The 15998-nt window shown below is 64.1% G+C and carries 11 protein-coding genes; all 11 read left to right on the top strand.

Annotated features, from left to right (window positions below; genetic code table 11):
* The first annotated feature begins 131 nt into the window (after window positions 1-131).
* The 11 genes from hutU (at window position 132) to EJA05_RS26130 (ending at window position 15920) form a co-directional block, all read left to right on the top strand.
* Window positions 132-1805, top strand: a complete 1674-nt coding sequence (hutU, locus tag EJA05_RS26185; RefSeq protein ID WP_038706939.1) for a urocanate hydratase — start codon at window positions 132-134, stop codon at window positions 1803-1805.
* A 108-nt stretch (window positions 1806-1913) separates the two neighbouring features.
* Entirely contained in the window at window positions 1914-3446 is a 1533-nt protein-coding gene (gene hutH / locus EJA05_RS26180) for a histidine ammonia-lyase (RefSeq protein WP_125860802.1), read from the top strand.
* Between the two features lie 151 nt (window positions 3447-3597).
* Entirely contained in the window at window positions 3598-5001 is a 1404-nt protein-coding gene (locus EJA05_RS26175) for an amino acid permease (protein ID WP_125860800.1), read from the top strand.
* 15 nt (window positions 5002-5016) lie between these two features.
* Window positions 5017-6222, top strand: coding sequence for an imidazolonepropionase (hutI, locus tag EJA05_RS26170; RefSeq protein WP_125860798.1), 1206 nt, complete (start codon window positions 5017-5019; stop codon window positions 6220-6222).
* 10 nt (window positions 6223-6232) lie between these two features.
* Window positions 6233-7048: an N-formylglutamate deformylase gene (hutG, locus tag EJA05_RS26165; protein WP_125860796.1), complete on the top strand. Its 816-nt coding sequence runs from the start codon at window positions 6233-6235 to the stop codon at window positions 7046-7048.
* A 337-nt stretch (window positions 7049-7385) separates the two neighbouring features.
* Window positions 7386-8411 (top strand): IS110 family RNA-guided transposase, encoded by a 1026-nt coding sequence (locus tag EJA05_RS26155; protein ID WP_125860794.1) that lies wholly within the window; start codon window positions 7386-7388, stop codon window positions 8409-8411.
* 498 nt (window positions 8412-8909) lie between these two features.
* The gene (gene pip, locus EJA05_RS26150) at window positions 8910-9881 is read left to right on the top strand and encodes a prolyl aminopeptidase (RefSeq protein WP_125465856.1); all 972 of its coding nucleotides are present in this window, start codon (window positions 8910-8912) and stop codon (window positions 9879-9881) included.
* On the top strand, window positions 9878-10315 hold the full coding sequence (gene dtd, locus EJA05_RS26145; protein WP_110994117.1) for a D-aminoacyl-tRNA deacylase: 438 nt from the start codon (window positions 9878-9880) through the stop codon (window positions 10313-10315). Before pip ends, dtd begins: the two co-directional genes overlap by 4 nt.
* 263 nt (window positions 10316-10578) lie before the next feature.
* Window positions 10579-12303, top strand: a complete 1725-nt coding sequence (locus tag EJA05_RS26140; RefSeq protein WP_322359551.1) for a glucan biosynthesis protein G — start codon at window positions 10579-10581, stop codon at window positions 12301-12303.
* A complete protein-coding gene (gene mdoH, locus EJA05_RS26135; RefSeq protein WP_125860792.1) occupies window positions 12296-14863 on the top strand; it encodes a glucans biosynthesis glucosyltransferase MdoH in 2568 nt (855 codons plus the stop codon). Before EJA05_RS26140 ends, mdoH begins: the two co-directional genes overlap by 8 nt.
* A gap of 259 nt (window positions 14864-15122) precedes the next feature.
* Window positions 15123-15920 (top strand): transporter substrate-binding domain-containing protein, encoded by a 798-nt coding sequence (locus tag EJA05_RS26130; RefSeq protein WP_167409836.1) that lies wholly within the window; start codon window positions 15123-15125, stop codon window positions 15918-15920.
* Window positions 15921-15998: the final 78 nt, after the last annotated feature.

Raw genomic sequence — 15998 nt, 5'->3', positions numbered from 1 at the left:
GCCCCGCGATGCATTTCGGAGGAACGGTCCGGAATTTTTGGTTGTCCATGCTTGTACATACAAGTAAAGATGTGTTTGTATAGCACCACGACACACACACATGCCGTCGCATGACCGCAGAGGACATCCCCGTGACTGACAACAACAAATACCGTGACGTTGAAATCCGTGCCCCGCGTGGCAACAAGCTGACCGCCAAGAGCTGGCTGACCGAAGCGCCGCTGCGCATGCTGATGAACAACCTCGACCCGCAGGTCGCCGAAAACCCCAAGGAACTGGTGGTGTACGGCGGCATCGGCCGTGCCGCGCGTAACTGGGAGTGCTACGACAAGATCGTCGAGACCCTGACCCGCCTGGAAGACGACGAAACCCTGCTGGTGCAGTCGGGCAAGCCGGTCGGCGTGTTCAAGACCCACAGCAACGCCCCCCGTGTGCTGATCGCCAACTCCAACCTGGTACCGCACTGGGCCAACTGGGAACACTTCAACGAACTGGATGCCAAGGGCCTGGCCATGTACGGCCAGATGACCGCCGGCAGCTGGATCTACATCGGCAGCCAGGGCATCGTCCAGGGCACCTACGAAACCTTCGTCGAAGCCGGCCGCCAGCACTACAACGGCAGCCTGAAAGGCAAGTGGGTACTGACCGCAGGCCTGGGCGGCATGGGCGGCGCCCAGCCACTGGCCGCGACCCTGGCCGGTGCCTGCTCGCTGAACATCGAATGCCAGCAGAGCCGCATCGATTTCCGCCTGGAAACCCGCTACGTCGATGAGCAGGCCACCGACCTCGACGACGCCCTGGCCCGCATCGCCAAGTACACCGCCGAAGGCAAGGCCATCTCCATCGCCCTGCACGGCAACGCCGCCGAAATCCTGCCTGAGCTGGTCAAGCGTGGCGTGCGCCCGGACATGGTCACCGACCAGACCAGCGCCCACGACCCGCTCAACGGCTACCTGCCAGCCGGCTGGACCTGGGAGCAGTACCGCGACCGCGCAGTGACCGACCCGGCTGGCGTGGTCAAGGCCGCCAAGCAATCGATGGCCGTGCACGTGCAAGCCATGCTCGACTTCCAGAAGCAGGGCATCCCGACCTTCGACTACGGCAACAACATCCGCCAGATGGCCAAGGAAGAAGGCGTGGCCAATGCCTTCGACTTCCCAGGCTTCGTCCCGGCCTATATCCGCCCGCTGTTCTGCCGCGGTGTCGGCCCGTTCCGCTGGGCTGCGCTGTCCGGTGACGCCGAAGACATCTACAAGACCGACGCCAAGGTCAAGGAACTGATCCCGGACGACGCCCACCTGCACCGCTGGCTGGACATGGCCCGCGAGCGCATCAGCTTCCAGGGCCTGCCGGCCCGTATCTGCTGGGTTGGCCTGGGTCTGCGCGCCAAGCTGGGCCTGGCCTTCAACGAAATGGTCCGCAGCGGCGAGCTGTCGGCGCCGGTCGTCATCGGCCGCGACCACCTGGACTCGGGCTCGGTATCCAGCCCCAACCGTGAAACCGAAGCCATGCGCGACGGCTCCGACGCGGTCTCCGACTGGCCACTGCTCAACGCCCTGCTCAACACCGCAGGCGGCGCCACCTGGGTATCGCTGCACCACGGCGGCGGCGTGGGCATGGGCTTCTCCCAGCACTCGGGCATGGTCATCGTCTGTGACGGTACCGACGAGGCGGCCGAGCGGATCGCCCGCGTACTGACCAACGACCCGGGCACCGGCGTGATGCGCCACGCCGATGCCGGTTACCAGATCGCCATCGACTGCGCCAAGGAGCAGGGCCTCGACCTGCCAATGATCACCGGCTGATTGCCGCGCTTTGGATCGCACCCCACAAGGGTGATACTGAACAACAAGAAGTGGCCTGCGGGGACCCTGAACACAGGGCCTGCGGCCACAAGCGATTGGAGTAGCGAAGTGACCGAACTGACCCTCAAGCCTGGCACCCTGACCCTGGCCCAGCTGCGCGCCATTCATGCTGCGCCCGTGCGCCTGCAACTGGATGCCAGCGCCGCCCCGGCCATCGACGCCAGCGTCGCCTGCGTCGAGCAGATCATTGCCGAAGACCGCACCGCCTACGGCATCAACACCGGTTTCGGCCTGCTGGCCTCGACCCGCATCGCCAGCCATGACCTGGAAAACCTGCAGCGCTCGCTGGTGCTGTCCCACGCCGCCGGTATCGGCGCGCCGCTGGACGACGACCTGGTGCGCCTGATCATGGTGCTGAAGATCAACAGCCTCAGCCGTGGTTTCTCCGGCATCCGCCGCAAAGTCATCGACGCCCTGATCGCCCTGGTCAACGCCGAAGTCTACCCACACATCCCGCTCAAAGGTTCGGTCGGCGCCTCCGGCGACCTGGCCCCGCTGGCGCACATGTCGCTGGTGCTGCTGGGCGAAGGCAAGGCCCGCCACAAGGGCCAGTGGCTGAACGCTACCGAGGCCCTGGCCGTTGCCGGCCTGGAGCCACTGACCCTGGCCGCGAAAGAGGGCCTGGCCCTGCTCAACGGCACCCAGGCTTCCACCGCCTACGCCCTGCGCGGCCTGTTCCAGGCCGAAGACCTGTACGCCGCAGCCATCGCCTGTGGTGGCCTGAGCGTTGAAGCTGCACTGGGTTCGCGTTCGCCCTTCGACGCCCGTATCCATGAAGTGCGTGGCCAGCGTGGCCAGATCGACACCGCCGCCTGCTTCCGCGACCTGCTGGGTGACTCCAGTGAAGTGTCGCTGTCGCACAAGAACTGCGACAAGGTCCAGGACCCGTACTCCCTGCGCTGCCAGCCACAGGTCATGGGCGCCTGCCTGACCCAGATCCGCCAGGCCGCCGAAGTGCTGGGCATCGAAGCCAACGCCGTGTCCGACAACCCGCTGGTATTCGCCGCCGAAGGCGACGTGATTTCCGGTGGCAACTTCCACGCAGAGCCAGTGGCCATGGCCGCCGACAACCTGGCCCTGGCCATCGCCGAGATCGGCTCGCTGAGCGAGCGCCGCATCTCGTTGATGATGGACAAGCACATGTCCCAGCTGCCGCCATTCCTGGTGGAGAACGGTGGGGTCAACTCCGGCTTCATGATCGCCCAGGTCACTGCCGCCGCGCTGGCCAGCGAGAACAAGGCGCTGTCGCACCCGCACAGCGTCGACAGCCTGCCAACCTCGGCCAACCAGGAAGACCACGTGTCGATGGCCCCGGCTGCCGGCAAGCGTCTGTGGGAAATGGCCGAGAACACCCGTGGCGTGATCGCTATCGAGTGGTTGGGTGCCTGCCAGGGCCTGGACCTGCGCAAAGGCCTGAAAACCTCCGCCAAGCTGGAGCAGGCGCGTCAGGCTCTGCGCCGTGAAGTGCCGCACTATGACCGCGACCGCTTCTTCTCGCCGGATATCGAGGCAGCTGCCGAGCTGCTGGCCAAAGGCACCTTGACCGGCCTGCTGCCGGCCGGCGTCCTGCCAAGCCTGTAATGCCTTCGGGGGCCGCTTTGCGGCCCCTTCGCGGGTAAACCCGCTCCCACAGGTTCAGCGCAACCTTTGTGGGAGCGGGTTTACCCGCGAAGGGCTGCGCAGCAGACCCCATCCAGACATCACGACCACAAGAACAATATAGGGACGTGACATGCAACAAGCTCAAGGCCTCACCCGCGGGCTATCTGCCCGGCATATCCGTTTCATGGCGCTCGGTTCGGCAATCGGTACCGGGCTTTTCTACGGCTCCGCCTCGGCCATCCAGATGGCCGGGCCAGCCGTGCTGCTGGCCTACCTGATCGGTGGCGCCGCCGTCTTCATGGTCATGCGCGCCCTCGGCGAGATGGCCGTGCACAACCCGGTGGCCGGCTCCTTCGGCCACTACGCCAGTACCTACCTCGGCCCCATGGCCGGCTTCATCCTCGGTTGGACCTACGCCTTCGAGATGGTCATCGTCGCCATCGCCGACGTGACCGCCTTCGGTATCTACATGGGCTTCTGGTTCCCCGAAGTCGCCCGCTGGATCTGGGTGCTGGGCATCGTGTTCCTGATCGGCGGCCTGAACCTGTGCAACGTCAAGGTGTTCGGCGAGATGGAGTTCTGGCTGTCGCTGCTCAAGGTCGGCGCCATCGTCGCGATGATCCTCGCAGGCTTGGGGATCATGGCCTTCGGTTTCAGCCAGGTGGGCACTGGCCACGCTGTCGGCGTGAGCAACCTGTTCGAGCATGGCGGCTTCATGCCCAATGGCGTCAGCGGCCTGATCGCCTCGTTCGCCGTGGTGATGTTCGCCTTCGGCGGCATCGAGATCATCGGCGTTACCGCCGGTGAGGCGAAAGACCCGCAGCGGGTGATCCCGAAGGCGATCAACGCCGTGCCGCTGCGCATCCTGCTGTTCTACGTGCTGACCCTGTTCGTGCTGATGTGCCTGTACCCCTGGCCGCAGATCGGCAGCCAAGGCAGCCCGTTCGTGCAGATCTTCAGCAACCTGGGGATTGGCTCGGCGGCAGCGGTGCTCAACGTCGTGGTGATTTCGGCAGCCATTTCGGCGATCAACAGCGACATCTTCGGCGCTGGCCGCATGATGTACGGCCTGTCCCAGCACGGTCAGGCGCCGCGTGGCTTCGGCAAGCTGTCCAAGCACGGCGTGCCGTGGATGACCGTGGTCGTCATGGGCGGGGCGCTGCTGATCGGCGTGCTGCTCAACTACCTGATCCCGGAAAACGTGTTCCTGCTGATCGCGTCCATCGCCACCTTCGCTACCGTGTGGGTCTGGCTGATGATCCTGGTCACCCAGGTGGCCATGCGTCGCAGCATGAGCCGTGAGCAGGTGGCGCAACTGAAGTTCCCGGTACCGTTCTGGCCCTATGGCCCGGCCCTGGCCATCGCCTTCATGGTGTTCATCTTCGGTGTGCTCGGTTACTTCCCGGATACCCAGGCGGCATTGATCGTCGGCGTGATCTGGGTGGTGTTCCTGGTCGCCTCCTACCTGCTGTGGTGCAAGCCGCGCGCAGGGCAGGGCGGGTCGGCCCAGGCACCGGCCGAGCTGCACCGCTAGTTCAGGAGATTGCAAATGAGAACCCTCTGGCAGCATTGCCATGCAGCAACCATGGCCGAGGGCCGTTACTCGATCATCGAGGACGCGGCCATCGTCACCCACGACGGCTTGATCGAATGGATCGGCCCACGGGGTGAACTGCCGCCGGTTGCGGCCGAGCGCACGGTGGACCTGGGCAATGCCTGGGTCACCCCCGGCTTGATCGACTGCCACAGCCACGCGGTCTTCGGTGGCAACCGCAGCGGTGAGTTCGAGCAGCGCCTGCAGGGCGTCAGCTACGCCGAGATCGCCGCCCAGGGCGGCGGCATCGCCAGCACCGTGCGGGCCACCCGCGCGGCCAGCGAGGACGCGCTGTTCGCCAGTGCCCGGCAGCGGGTGCTGGCGCTGATGCGCGATGGCGTCACCACGCTCGAGATCAAGTCTGGCTACGGCCTGGACCTGGCCAACGAGCGCAAGATGCTGCGTGTGGCCCGGCGCCTGGGCGAGGCGCTGCCACTGACCGTGCGCAGCACCTGCCTGGCGGCCCATGCGCTACCGCCGGAGTACGCGGGCAGGGCGGACGACTACATTGCCCACATCTGCGACGAAATGCTCCCGGCGCTGGCGGCCGAGGGCCTGGTGGATGCGGTGGATGCGTTCTGCGAGCACCTGGCGTTCTCCCCGGCCCAGGTCGAACGCCTGTTCATCAAGGCGCGGGAGTTGGGGCTGCCGGTCAAGCTGCATGCCGAGCAGCTGTCGTCGCTGCATGGCTCGAGCCTGGCAGCGCGTTATCAGGCGCTGTCGGCCGACCACCTGGAATTCATGACCGAGGAAGACGCCATCGCCATGGCCGAGGCCGGCACCGTCGCCGTGCTGCTGCCGGGGGCCTTCTACTTCCTGCGTGAAACCCAGCTGCCACCCATGGAGGCCCTGCGCCGACATGGGGTGAAGATTGCCCTGGCCAGTGACCTCAACCCAGGCACATCGCCGGGGCTGTCACTGCGCCTGATGCTGAACATGGGCTGCACCTGTTTCCGCATGACCCCGGAAGAGGCGCTGGCCGGCGTCACCGTGCATGCCGCCACGGCACTGGGCCTGGGCGACAGCCATGGCTCGCTGGAGGCCGGCAAGGTGGCCGATTTCGTCGCCTGGCAGATCGAGCGCCCCGCCGACCTCAGCTACTGGCTCGGCGGCGACTTGCCCAAGCGCGTGGTGCGCCTGGGTCACGAGATAACCCACTGAGCGAGGCGACATGGACAAGGTATTGAGTTTCCACCAGGGCCGCCTGCCGTTGTTGATCAGCATGCCCCATGCCGGGCTTGGCCTGACCGACGCGGTGCGTGATGGCCTGGTCGACGCGGCGCGCAGCCTGCCCGACACCGATTGGCATATTCCGCAGTTGTACGACTTTGCCCGCGAGTTGGGGGCCAGTGTGGTGGCGGCGGAGTATTCGCGGTTCGTCATCGACCTGAACCGGCCGGATGACGACAAGCCGTTGTACGCCGGGGCTACTACCGGGTTGTATCCGGCGACGCTGTTCGAGGGGGAGCCGTTGTTCAAGGAAGGCCAGGCGCCCAGCGTTGAACAGCGGGCCGTGTACCTGGAGCAGATCTGGCGGCCGTACCACGACACGATTCGTCGCGAACTGGCGCGGATGCGTGAAGAGTTTGGTTATGCGTTGTTGTGGGATGCGCACTCGATCCGGTCGGTGATACCGCATCTGTTTGACGGCAAATTGCCGGATTTCAACCTGGGGACCTTCAATGGCGCCAGTTGCGATCCGGTGTTGGCTGAGCGGCTGCAGGGTGTTTGCGCCGAGTTCCCGGCCTATACCCATGTGCTCAATGGCCGCTTCAAAGGCGGGCACATCACTCGCCACTATGGTGATCCGGCCAATCACATCCATGCCGTGCAGCTGGAGCTGGGGCAGTGCACCTATATGAATGAGGTGGAGCCGTTCGCCTACCGCGAAGATCTGGCGCAGCCGACGCAGGTGGTGCTCAAGCGCCTGTTGGAGACGGTGCTGGCGTGGGGTGAGGAGCGGTACCGGGGTGGTTCGCGAGGGTAGGGCGGTCGACCGCGTCAGGGCTGGCAGGTGTTCGCCACGACCCTTTCGGCGCCTATGAAATCGAGCGCCGCCCGCGCGGCGCATCGCTGGCAAGCCAGCTCCCACATTTGTTTCGGGCCAGTCTCTCCTGTGCCATTACCTGGTCCGCCTTGTTGGTACGACGCGGTTCTGGCGTGGTCGCTAACGCTGCTTCACATGACTCAAGACATGCGCCAAAACGGGCAGCGGTACTTTCACAGGACTCATTGGCCCGAAACAGATAATGAAATGGCTACCCCCGCCTCACCCTGTGTGAGCCCCTAAGCTTTCACAGGGTGCCTATTCGGAGTGCAACGCCATGAACACTGTCGCCATCGTCGCCATCGACTTGGGAAAGCTGAGCTTCCATGTCCACGCGCAGAATGATCGGGGTCATGAGCTTTATCACCGCAAGTTCAACCGTGAAACGCTCATGCGCCACCTTGCCAATCTTGCACCGTGCACCGTGGCGATGGAGGCCTGCGGCGGCTCTCATTTCATGGCCCGAGAGCTCACGAGGCTGGGCCATACGCCCAAGCTCATTCCTGCCCAGTTCGTTCGCCCTTACGTGAAGAGCAACAAGAACGACTTCGCCGATGCTGCCGCAATTGGCGAGGCGGCAACTCGTGACCAAATGCGCTTCGTGCAGCCCAAAACGGAAGCCCAGCAGGCGTTGGCGATGCTCAACTCACTGCGTGACAGCTTCATCAGGGACCGTACCGCCACCATGAACCGCATCCACGCGTATTTGCTGGAGGTCGGGATCAGTTTGCCGCCCAGCTTCAAAGCGGTCCGTGAACTCCCCATCGTACTGGACGACAGCACTTTCTCACCGCTGATCAAAAAGCTGCTGCTGGACCTGCACACCCACTTCAGCTACCTCGACGATCGGGTCAAAGCGCTGGACAAAGAAGTGCATGGCCAGGCCGCTAGCGATGATCTCGCTTCTCGTTTGATGTCGATACCTTGTATTGGCCCGATCACCGCTACCGCCCTGGCTGCGGAACTGGGGGACGGCAAGCAGTTCCGTTGTGGGCGAGATTACTCAGCTTCCGTAGGCCTGGTTCCCAGGCAACATACGACGGGTGGCAAGCCTTGCCTGGGGCGAATCAGCAAGCGCGGAGATGGCAATCAACGACGACTGCTGATCCAGTGCGCGAGGGTCTATTTGATGGGACTGGAGCGCCAATCCGGCAAGTTGGCGGACTGGGTGCGTGGTTTGCTACGCGCTCACCACCCTAACCTGGTGGTGTGCGCTGTCGCCAACAAACTGGCCCGCATCGCCTGGGCCATCACCGCACATCACAGCGAATTTGATGCAGGGGCAAGCGCGATGAGCGCTTGACCCTGCGGACACACGAGTTGTAACCACCTGGTTTTGCGATGCTGCACACAGATGACGTGAACGGTACACCGGCCTGGCGATCAACCTGAGCTCCCACTCGGCTTCAGAAGCCGAACAAATATTAAGGCTCGTCGGGCGCGACTTTCATCGAGGCGCGGGACTGACCTCCCACACGACGCCGTATAGATTGACGCAAACCAAACTCACGCACATCTCGCTACAGTATTGCAGAAATGGGGGTAACCATAGATGTGGGAGCTGGCTTGCCAGCGATGCGCCGCGCGGGCGGCGCTCGATCTCGAGGGCGCTGAAGATCCCTTGTCGAACACCTGCCAGCCCTGACGCAATCCCAAACCATGCCCTCCAAAGCATCACGCCCCACCACTCCCCCATCGCCAATAACCCCAAAACCCCGACGATTCACACGGACACATGCTCTTCGCGCAATTCAGGTTTATGATGCCCAACGGCAGAATAATTCCTCACACGGAGTGCGCAATGCAGACCCTCTACCCGCAGATCAAACCCTACGCCCGGCACGATCTGGCCGTGGAAGCGCCGCATGTGCTGTATGTCGATGAAAGCGGTTCGCCGGAAGGTCTGCCGGTGGTGTTCATCCACGGTGGCCCGGGCGCTGGTTGCGATGCCCAGAGCCGCTGCTACTTCGACCCCAACCTGTACCGCATCATCACCTTCGACCAGCGCGGCTGTGGCCGTTCCACGCCCCATGCGAGCCTGGAGAACAACACCACCTGGCACCTGGTCGAAGACCTCGAGCGTATCCGTGAGCACCTGGGGATCGACAAGTGGGTGCTGTTCGGTGGCTCCTGGGGTTCGACCCTGGCCCTGGCCTACGCCCAGACTCACCCCGAGCGCGTGCACGGCCTGATCCTGCGGGGCATCTTCCTGTGCCGTCCACAGGAAATCAGCTGGTTCTACCAGGAAGGCGCCAGCCGCCTGTTCCCCGACTACTGGCAGGACTACATCGCGCCCATCCCGCCCGAAGAGCGTGGCGACCTGGTCCAGGCTTTCCACAAGCGCCTCACCGGCAACGACCAGATCGCCCAGATGCACGCCGCCAAGGCCTGGTCGACCTGGGAAGGCCGCACTGCGACGCTGCGCCCGAACCCGCTGGTGGTCGACCGCTTCTCCGAGCCGCAGCGCGCGCTGTCGATCGCCCGTATCGAATGCCATTACTTCACCAACAACGCCTTCCTCGAAGAAAACCAGCTGATCCGCGACATCCCGAAGATCGCCCACCTGCCGGCAGTGATCGTGCATGGCCGCTACGACGTGATCTGCCCGCTGGACAACGCCTGGGAACTGCACCAGGCCTGGCCTAACAGCGAGCTCAAGGTGATTCGCGATGCCGGCCACGCCGCCTCCGAGCCAGGCATCACCGACGCCCTGGTGCGTGCCGCCGACCAGATGGCCCGGCGTCTGCTCGACCTGCCTTTGGAAGAGGCATGAAGGGCCTGATTCAGCGCGTGCGCGGCGCCCGGGTCGAAGTGGCCGGGGAGATCGTCGGCGCCATCGACCAGGGCCTGCTGGCGCTGGTCGCGGTCGAGCCTGAAGATTCGCCCGAGCACGCCGACAAGCTGTTGCACAAGCTGCTTAACTATCGGGTATTCAGTGACGAGCAGGGCAAGATGAACCGCTCGCTCAAGGATGTCGGCGGCGGCTTGCTGCTGGTGTCGCAGTTCACCCTGGCCGCCGACACCCGCAATGGCATGCGCCCGAGCTTTTCGACGGCCGCGCCGCCGGCCCTCGGCGCCGAGCTTTTCGACTATCTTTTGCAGCAGGCACAGCGCCAGCACCCCGAGGTGGCGAGCGGTCGCTTCGGTGCAGACATGCAGGTGCACCTGGTGAATGATGGCCCGGTAACATTTATGTTACAAATATGAGGTCAAAAAACCCCTTGTTTGTAGGAAAACAAGGGGTTTTGTACGATAAATAGTTACTCCAGCCTGATGCGTTGTAACGCGACCTGCTGGATAATCGCGCGCTGCTTGAACCTGCGTTCGCAGGTTCGTTTCACTTTGACCCGAGTATTGTCTGGATCCGTTTGGGGAATCATTACGCCCTCACGGGGTCCGAACAGTGCTCGCCAACCCGGCATTGGTCGCTGGCCGTTGGTTTCATGATCTGTTTTCGGCGAGGATTGCTCGTGATTGTAAGCCCCAGTTTTGCACCAAGAATCCCCAGCACTCGGCTGCGCAAGGCGATGCTCGCCGGCGCTGCGCTGGTCGGCCTGATGAGCGCGGGCCAGTTGTGGGCATTCAATCTGGATGATGTTGCAGCCAAGGCAAAGGATCTGGCCGGCCAGAAGTACGAAGCACCGAAGAGCAACCTGCCGCCGGTGTTCCGCGACATGAAGTACGCCGACTACCAGAAGATCCGCTTCCTGCAGGAAAAAGCCGAGTGGTCCAAGGACAAGACGCCGTTCAAGCTCTCGTTCTACCACCAGGGCATGCACTTTGATACGCCGGTCAAGATCAACCAGATCAGCGCCAAGAAAGTCGAAGAGATCAAGTACGACCCGAGCCGCTTCGAGTTCGGTGACGTGCCGCATGACCCCGACGCCACCAAGAACCTCGGCTACGCCGGCTTCCGGGTGCTCTACCCGATCAACAAGGCCGACAAGCAGGACGAGATCATGACCCTGCTGGGCGCCAGCTACTTCCGCGTGGTCGGCAAGGGCCACCGCTATGGCCTGTCGGCCCGTGGCCTGGCCATCGACACCGCGCTGCCGTCGGGCGAGGAATTCCCGCGCTTCACCGAGTTCTGGATCGAGAAGCCGAAGCCGACCGACAAGCACCTGGTGATCTACGCCCTGCTCGACTCGCCGCGCTCCACTGGTGCCTACAAGCTCACCCTGCGTCCGGGTGAAGACACCCTGGTCGACGTCAAATCGCGCGTCTATCTGCGTGACCACGTCAGCCGCCTGGGCGTTGCCCCGCTGACCAGCATGTACCTGTTCGGCCCTAACCAGCCGTCGAAGATCATGAACTACCGCCCAGCGCTGCACGACTCCGAAGGCCTGGCGATCCATGCCGGCAACGGCGAGTGGCTGTGGCGCCCGCTGAACAACCCGAAACATCTGGCCGTGAGCAACTTCAGCGTCGAGAACCCGCGTGGTTTCGGCCTGCTGCAGCGCCAGCGCGACTTCAGCGACTACGAAGACCTCGACGACGAATACGAGAAGCGCCCGAGCGCCTGGATCGAGCCGAAAGGCGACTGGGGCAAAGGCACCGTCGACCTGGTGGAGATCCCGACCGCCGACGAAACCAACGACAACATCGTTGCGTTCTGGAGCCCGGAAACCCTGCCTGAGCCGGGCAAGCCGTTCGAATACGACTACCGCCTGCGCTGGACCATCAAGGAAGACCAACTGCACTCCCAGGAACTGGGGTGGGTCAAGCAGACCCTGCGTTCCGCCGGTGACGTCAAGCAGTCCAACCTGATCCGCCAGACCGACGGCAGCGTCGCCCTGCTGGTCGATTTCGTCGGCCCGAACCTGGCGGCACTGCCTGCAGACACCGCCGTGCGCAGCCAGGTCAGCGTCGGCGACAACGCCGAAGTGGTCGAGAACAACCTGCGTTACAACCCCGAGACCAAAGGCTGGCGTCTCACCCTGCGCCTGAAGGTGCAGGATCCGAAGAAGTCCACCGAGATGCGCGCCGCGCTGCTGCGTGACGTTCCGGTCGAGCAACCGAAGCCCGCCAAGGAAACCAAACAGGACAAGGCTGAGGCCAAGCACGCCCAGGCCAAGGCCGAGAAAGCCAAGGCCGAGCAACCCGCCGCCGACGCGGCATCCACCACCGGTACCCCGGCCACCACCGAAAAAGTGCTGACCGAGACCTGGAGCTATCAGTTGCCTGCCGATGAGTAACTCAAGCGCAAGGCCGGAATCGCTTGGCGAATACCTGGCCCATCTCCCCCTGAGCGACGAGCAGCGCGCGGAACTCGCCAGCTGCACCTCGTTCAACGAGCTGCACCAACGTCTGGCGGCCAACCCGGCCGCCGGCACCGCCGAGGCCGTGCAGGCCTCGGTGGGCTCCCGTCTTACCGTAGGCAGCGCCGCCGAGCTGGAAGAGGCCGAGATGCTCGGCGTCGACGGCAGCGGGCGGCTGTGCCTGAAGATCGCCCCGCCGATCAAGCGCACCAAGGTCGTGCCCGAGCCGTGGCGCACCAACGTGCTGATCCGCATGTGGCGACGCATGACCGGCCGCACCAACGCCCCGCAGCCGCCCAAGCGCGAGCTGCCGCCGGCGCGCTGGCGCACGGTCGGCTCGATCCGCCGCTATATCCTGCTGACGCTGATGATCGGCCAGACCATCGTCGCCGGCTGGTACATGAAGGGCATCCTGCCGTACCAGGGCTGGTCGTTCGTCGACCTCGAGGAAGTGCTGCACCAGCCGCTGTGGGACACCGTGGTACAGGTGTGGCCGTACGCGCTGCAGACCTCCATCCTGATCCTCTTCGGCATCCTGTTCTGCTGGGTTTCGGCGGGCTTCTGGACCGCGTTGATGGGCTTCCTCGAGCTGCTCACCGGGCGTGACAAGTACCGCATCTCTGGCAGCAGTGCCGGCAACGAGCCGATCCCCGCCGAGGCGCGCACCGCGCTGGTGATGCCGATCTGCAACGAAGACGTGCCACGGGTGTTCGCCGGCCTGCGCGCCACCTTCGAGTCGGTGGCTGCCAGCGGCAACCTCGACCGCTTCGACTTCTTCGTGCTCAGCGACACCAACGACACCGACATCGCCGTGGCCGAACAGCAGGCCTGGCTGGACGTGTGCCGTGAGGCCAAGGGCTTCGGCCGCATCTTCTACCGCCGTCGCCGTCGCCGCGTGAAGCGCAAGAGCGGTAACCTCGACGACTTCTGCCGTCGCTGGGGTGGCGAGTACAAGTACATGGTCGTGCTCGACGCCGACAGCGTCATGAGCGGCGAGTGCCTGAGCAGCCTGGTGCGCCTGATGGAGGCCAACCCGGACGCCGGCATCATCCAGACCGGGCCGAAAGCCTCGGGCATGGACACCCTGTATGCGCGCATGCAGCAGTTCGCCACCCGCGTGTATGGCCCGCTGTTCACCGCCGGCCTGCACTTCTGGCAGTTGGGCGAATCGCACTACTGGGGCCACAACGCGATCATCCGCATGAAGCCGTTCATCGAGCACTGCGCCCTGGCGCCGTTGCCCGGCAAGGGCGCCTTCGCCGGTGCCATCCTCTCCCACGACTTCGTCGAAGCCGCGCTGATGCGCCGTGCCGGCTGGGGCGTGTGGATTGCCTACGACCTGCCGGGCAGTTACGAAGAGCTGCCGCCGAACCTGCTCGACGAGCTCAAGCGTGACCGTCGCTGGTGCCACGGCAACCTGATGAACTTCCGCCTGTTCCTGGTCAAGGGCATGCACCCGGTGCACCGTGCGGTGTTCCTCACCGGGGTGATGTCGTACCTGTCGGCGCCGCTGTGGTTCCTGTTCCTGGTGCTGTCGACCGCGCTGCTGGCGACCAACACCCTGATGGAGCCGCAGTACTTCATCGAGCCGTTCCAGCTCTACCCGTTGTGGCCGCAGTGGCACCCGGAGAAGGCCATCGCGCTGTTCTCCACCACCATCGTGCTGCTGTTCCTGCCCAAGCTGCTCAGCGTCATCCTGATCTGGGCCAAGGGCGCCACCGAGTTTGGCGGGCGCATCAAGGTCACCCTGTCGATGCTGATGGAGATGCTGTTCTCCATGCTGCTGGCACCGGTGCGGATGATCTTCCACACCCGTTTCGTACTGGCCGCGTTCCTCGGCTGGGCCGCGACCTGGAACTCGCCGCAGCGTGACGACGACTCCACGCCGTGGAGCGAAGCGGTGCGTCGCCACGGCCCGCAGACCCTGCTGGGCTTTGCCTGGGCCGCCCTGGTGGCCTGGCTGAACCCGAGCTTCCTGTGGTGGCTGGCGCCTATCGTTGGCTCGCTGCTGCTGTCGATCCCGGTGTCGGTGATCTCCAGCCGCACGCGCCTGGGCCTGGCGGCCAAGGACGAGAAGCTGTTCCTCATCCCCGAGGAGTACGCCACGCCTCAGGAGCTGCTGGCCACCGACCAGTACACCCACGAGAACCGCTGGCACGCCCTGCACGACGGCTTCGTCCGCGCCGTGGTCGACCCGCGCCAGAACGCCCTGGCCTGCGCCATGGCCACTGCGCGCCATGGTCAGTCCAAGGCGATCGAAACCTTGCGTGACGAGCGCGTGGCCAAGGCGCTGGAAGTAGGCCCCAAAGGCCTGGACGGCAACACCCGCCTGGCCTTGCTGAGCGACCCGGTGGCGCTGTCGCGCCTGCACGGGCAGGTCTGGGCCGAGCACAACGCGGCGTGGATCGATGTGTGGCGTGCGTCGATCGACAACGACCCGCACTCGCCGTTGCTGCCGTTGCATCCGGAGAACCAGGCACAGCCAGCCCTGGCTTGAGCCTCTTGGGGCCGCTTTGCGGCCCTTCGCGGGTAAACCCGCTCCCACAGGTGACGCAAACCCTGTGGGAGCGGGTTTACCCGCGAATGCCTTCATGCGGTTTCGCTGACCGTCCTCGATTTTGGCCAACAAAGTCCCCCCGAGCGCTAGGTCCCAGCCCGCGCATGCGTTAGCATCCTACGCGACATTACGCATCGGCCTGTCAGGCCGTGCCTACAAAAAGAAATTTGCGTACTTCTTGCTAGGGGACTTGGTGATGATGAAGAAATACCTGTCGCGATTGCTGGTCGGTGCCACCGCCCTCATCGCGGTAACCGCCGCCCAGGCCGGCGCCATCGACGACGCGGTCAAGCGCGGCACCCTGCGGGTCGGTATGGACCCGACCTACATGCCGTTCGAGATGACCAACAAACGCGGCGAGATCATCGGCTTCGAAGTCGACATCCTCAAGGCCATGGCCAAGTCCATGGGCGTCAAGCTGGAGACCGTCTCCACCGCCTATGACGGCATCATCCCGGCCCTGCTCACCGACAAGTTCGACTTCATCGGCAGCGGCATGACCCTCACTCAAGAGCGCAACCTGCGCCTGAACTTCAGCGAACCCTTCATCGTGGTCGGCCAGACCCTGCTGATCCGCAAGGAACTGGCGGGCGAGATCAAGTCGTACAAAGACCTGAACAACGAGAAGTACCGCATCACCTCCAAGCTCGGTACCACCGGCGAGATGGTTTCCAAGAAGCTGATCGGCAAAGCCAAGTACCACGGCTACGACAACGAGCAGGAAGCGGTGATGGACGTGGTCAACGGCAAGGCTGACGCCTTCGTCTACGACGCGCCGTACAACGTGGTGGCAGTGGAGAAGGCCGGCGCCGGCAAGCTGCTGTTCCTCGAAGAACCCTTCACCTACGAGCCGCTGGCCTTCGGCCTGAAGAAAGGCGACTACGACAGCATCAACTTCATCAACAACTTCCTGCACCAGATCAAGCATGACGGGACCTACGATCGTATCCACGACAAGTGGTTCAAGAACAAGGACTGGCTGAAGGAAATGGAATAAGAGGCAGCTTCAAGCCGCAAGCTGCAAGCGACAAGAAGAAGCAGGCCGCAGTGAGGTCCGCTTCTTCTTGAGGCTTGT

The organism is Pseudomonas oryziphila, assembly GCF_003940825.1.
GTDB classification, from domain to species: Bacteria; Pseudomonadota; Gammaproteobacteria; order Pseudomonadales; family Pseudomonadaceae; genus Aquipseudomonas; species Aquipseudomonas sichuanensis.
The sequence above is the reverse complement of the archived record's forward strand: the minus strand, read 5'-3'. Positions and strand labels throughout refer to the sequence as shown.

Coding starts and splice junctions, on each gene's coding strand:
- EJA05_RS26175 (WP_125860800.1), top strand. CDS start 3,598: ATGCAACAAGCTCAAGGCCTCACCCGCGGGCTATCTGCCCGGCATATC.
- hutI (WP_125860798.1), top strand. CDS start 5,017: ATGAGAACCCTCTGGCAGCATTGCCATGCAGCAACCATGGCCGAGGGC.
- hutG (WP_125860796.1), top strand. CDS start 6,233: ATGGACAAGGTATTGAGTTTCCACCAGGGCCGCCTGCCGTTGTTGATC.
- EJA05_RS26155 (WP_125860794.1), top strand. CDS start 7,386: ATGAACACTGTCGCCATCGTCGCCATCGACTTGGGAAAGCTGAGCTTC.
- pip (WP_125465856.1), top strand. CDS start 8,910: ATGCAGACCCTCTACCCGCAGATCAAACCCTACGCCCGGCACGATCTG.
- dtd (WP_110994117.1), top strand. CDS start 9,878: ATGAAGGGCCTGATTCAGCGCGTGCGCGGCGCCCGGGTCGAAGTGGCC.
- mdoH (WP_125860792.1), top strand. CDS start 12,296: ATGAGTAACTCAAGCGCAAGGCCGGAATCGCTTGGCGAATACCTGGCC.
- EJA05_RS26130 (WP_167409836.1), top strand. CDS start 15,123: ATGAAGAAATACCTGTCGCGATTGCTGGTCGGTGCCACCGCCCTCATC.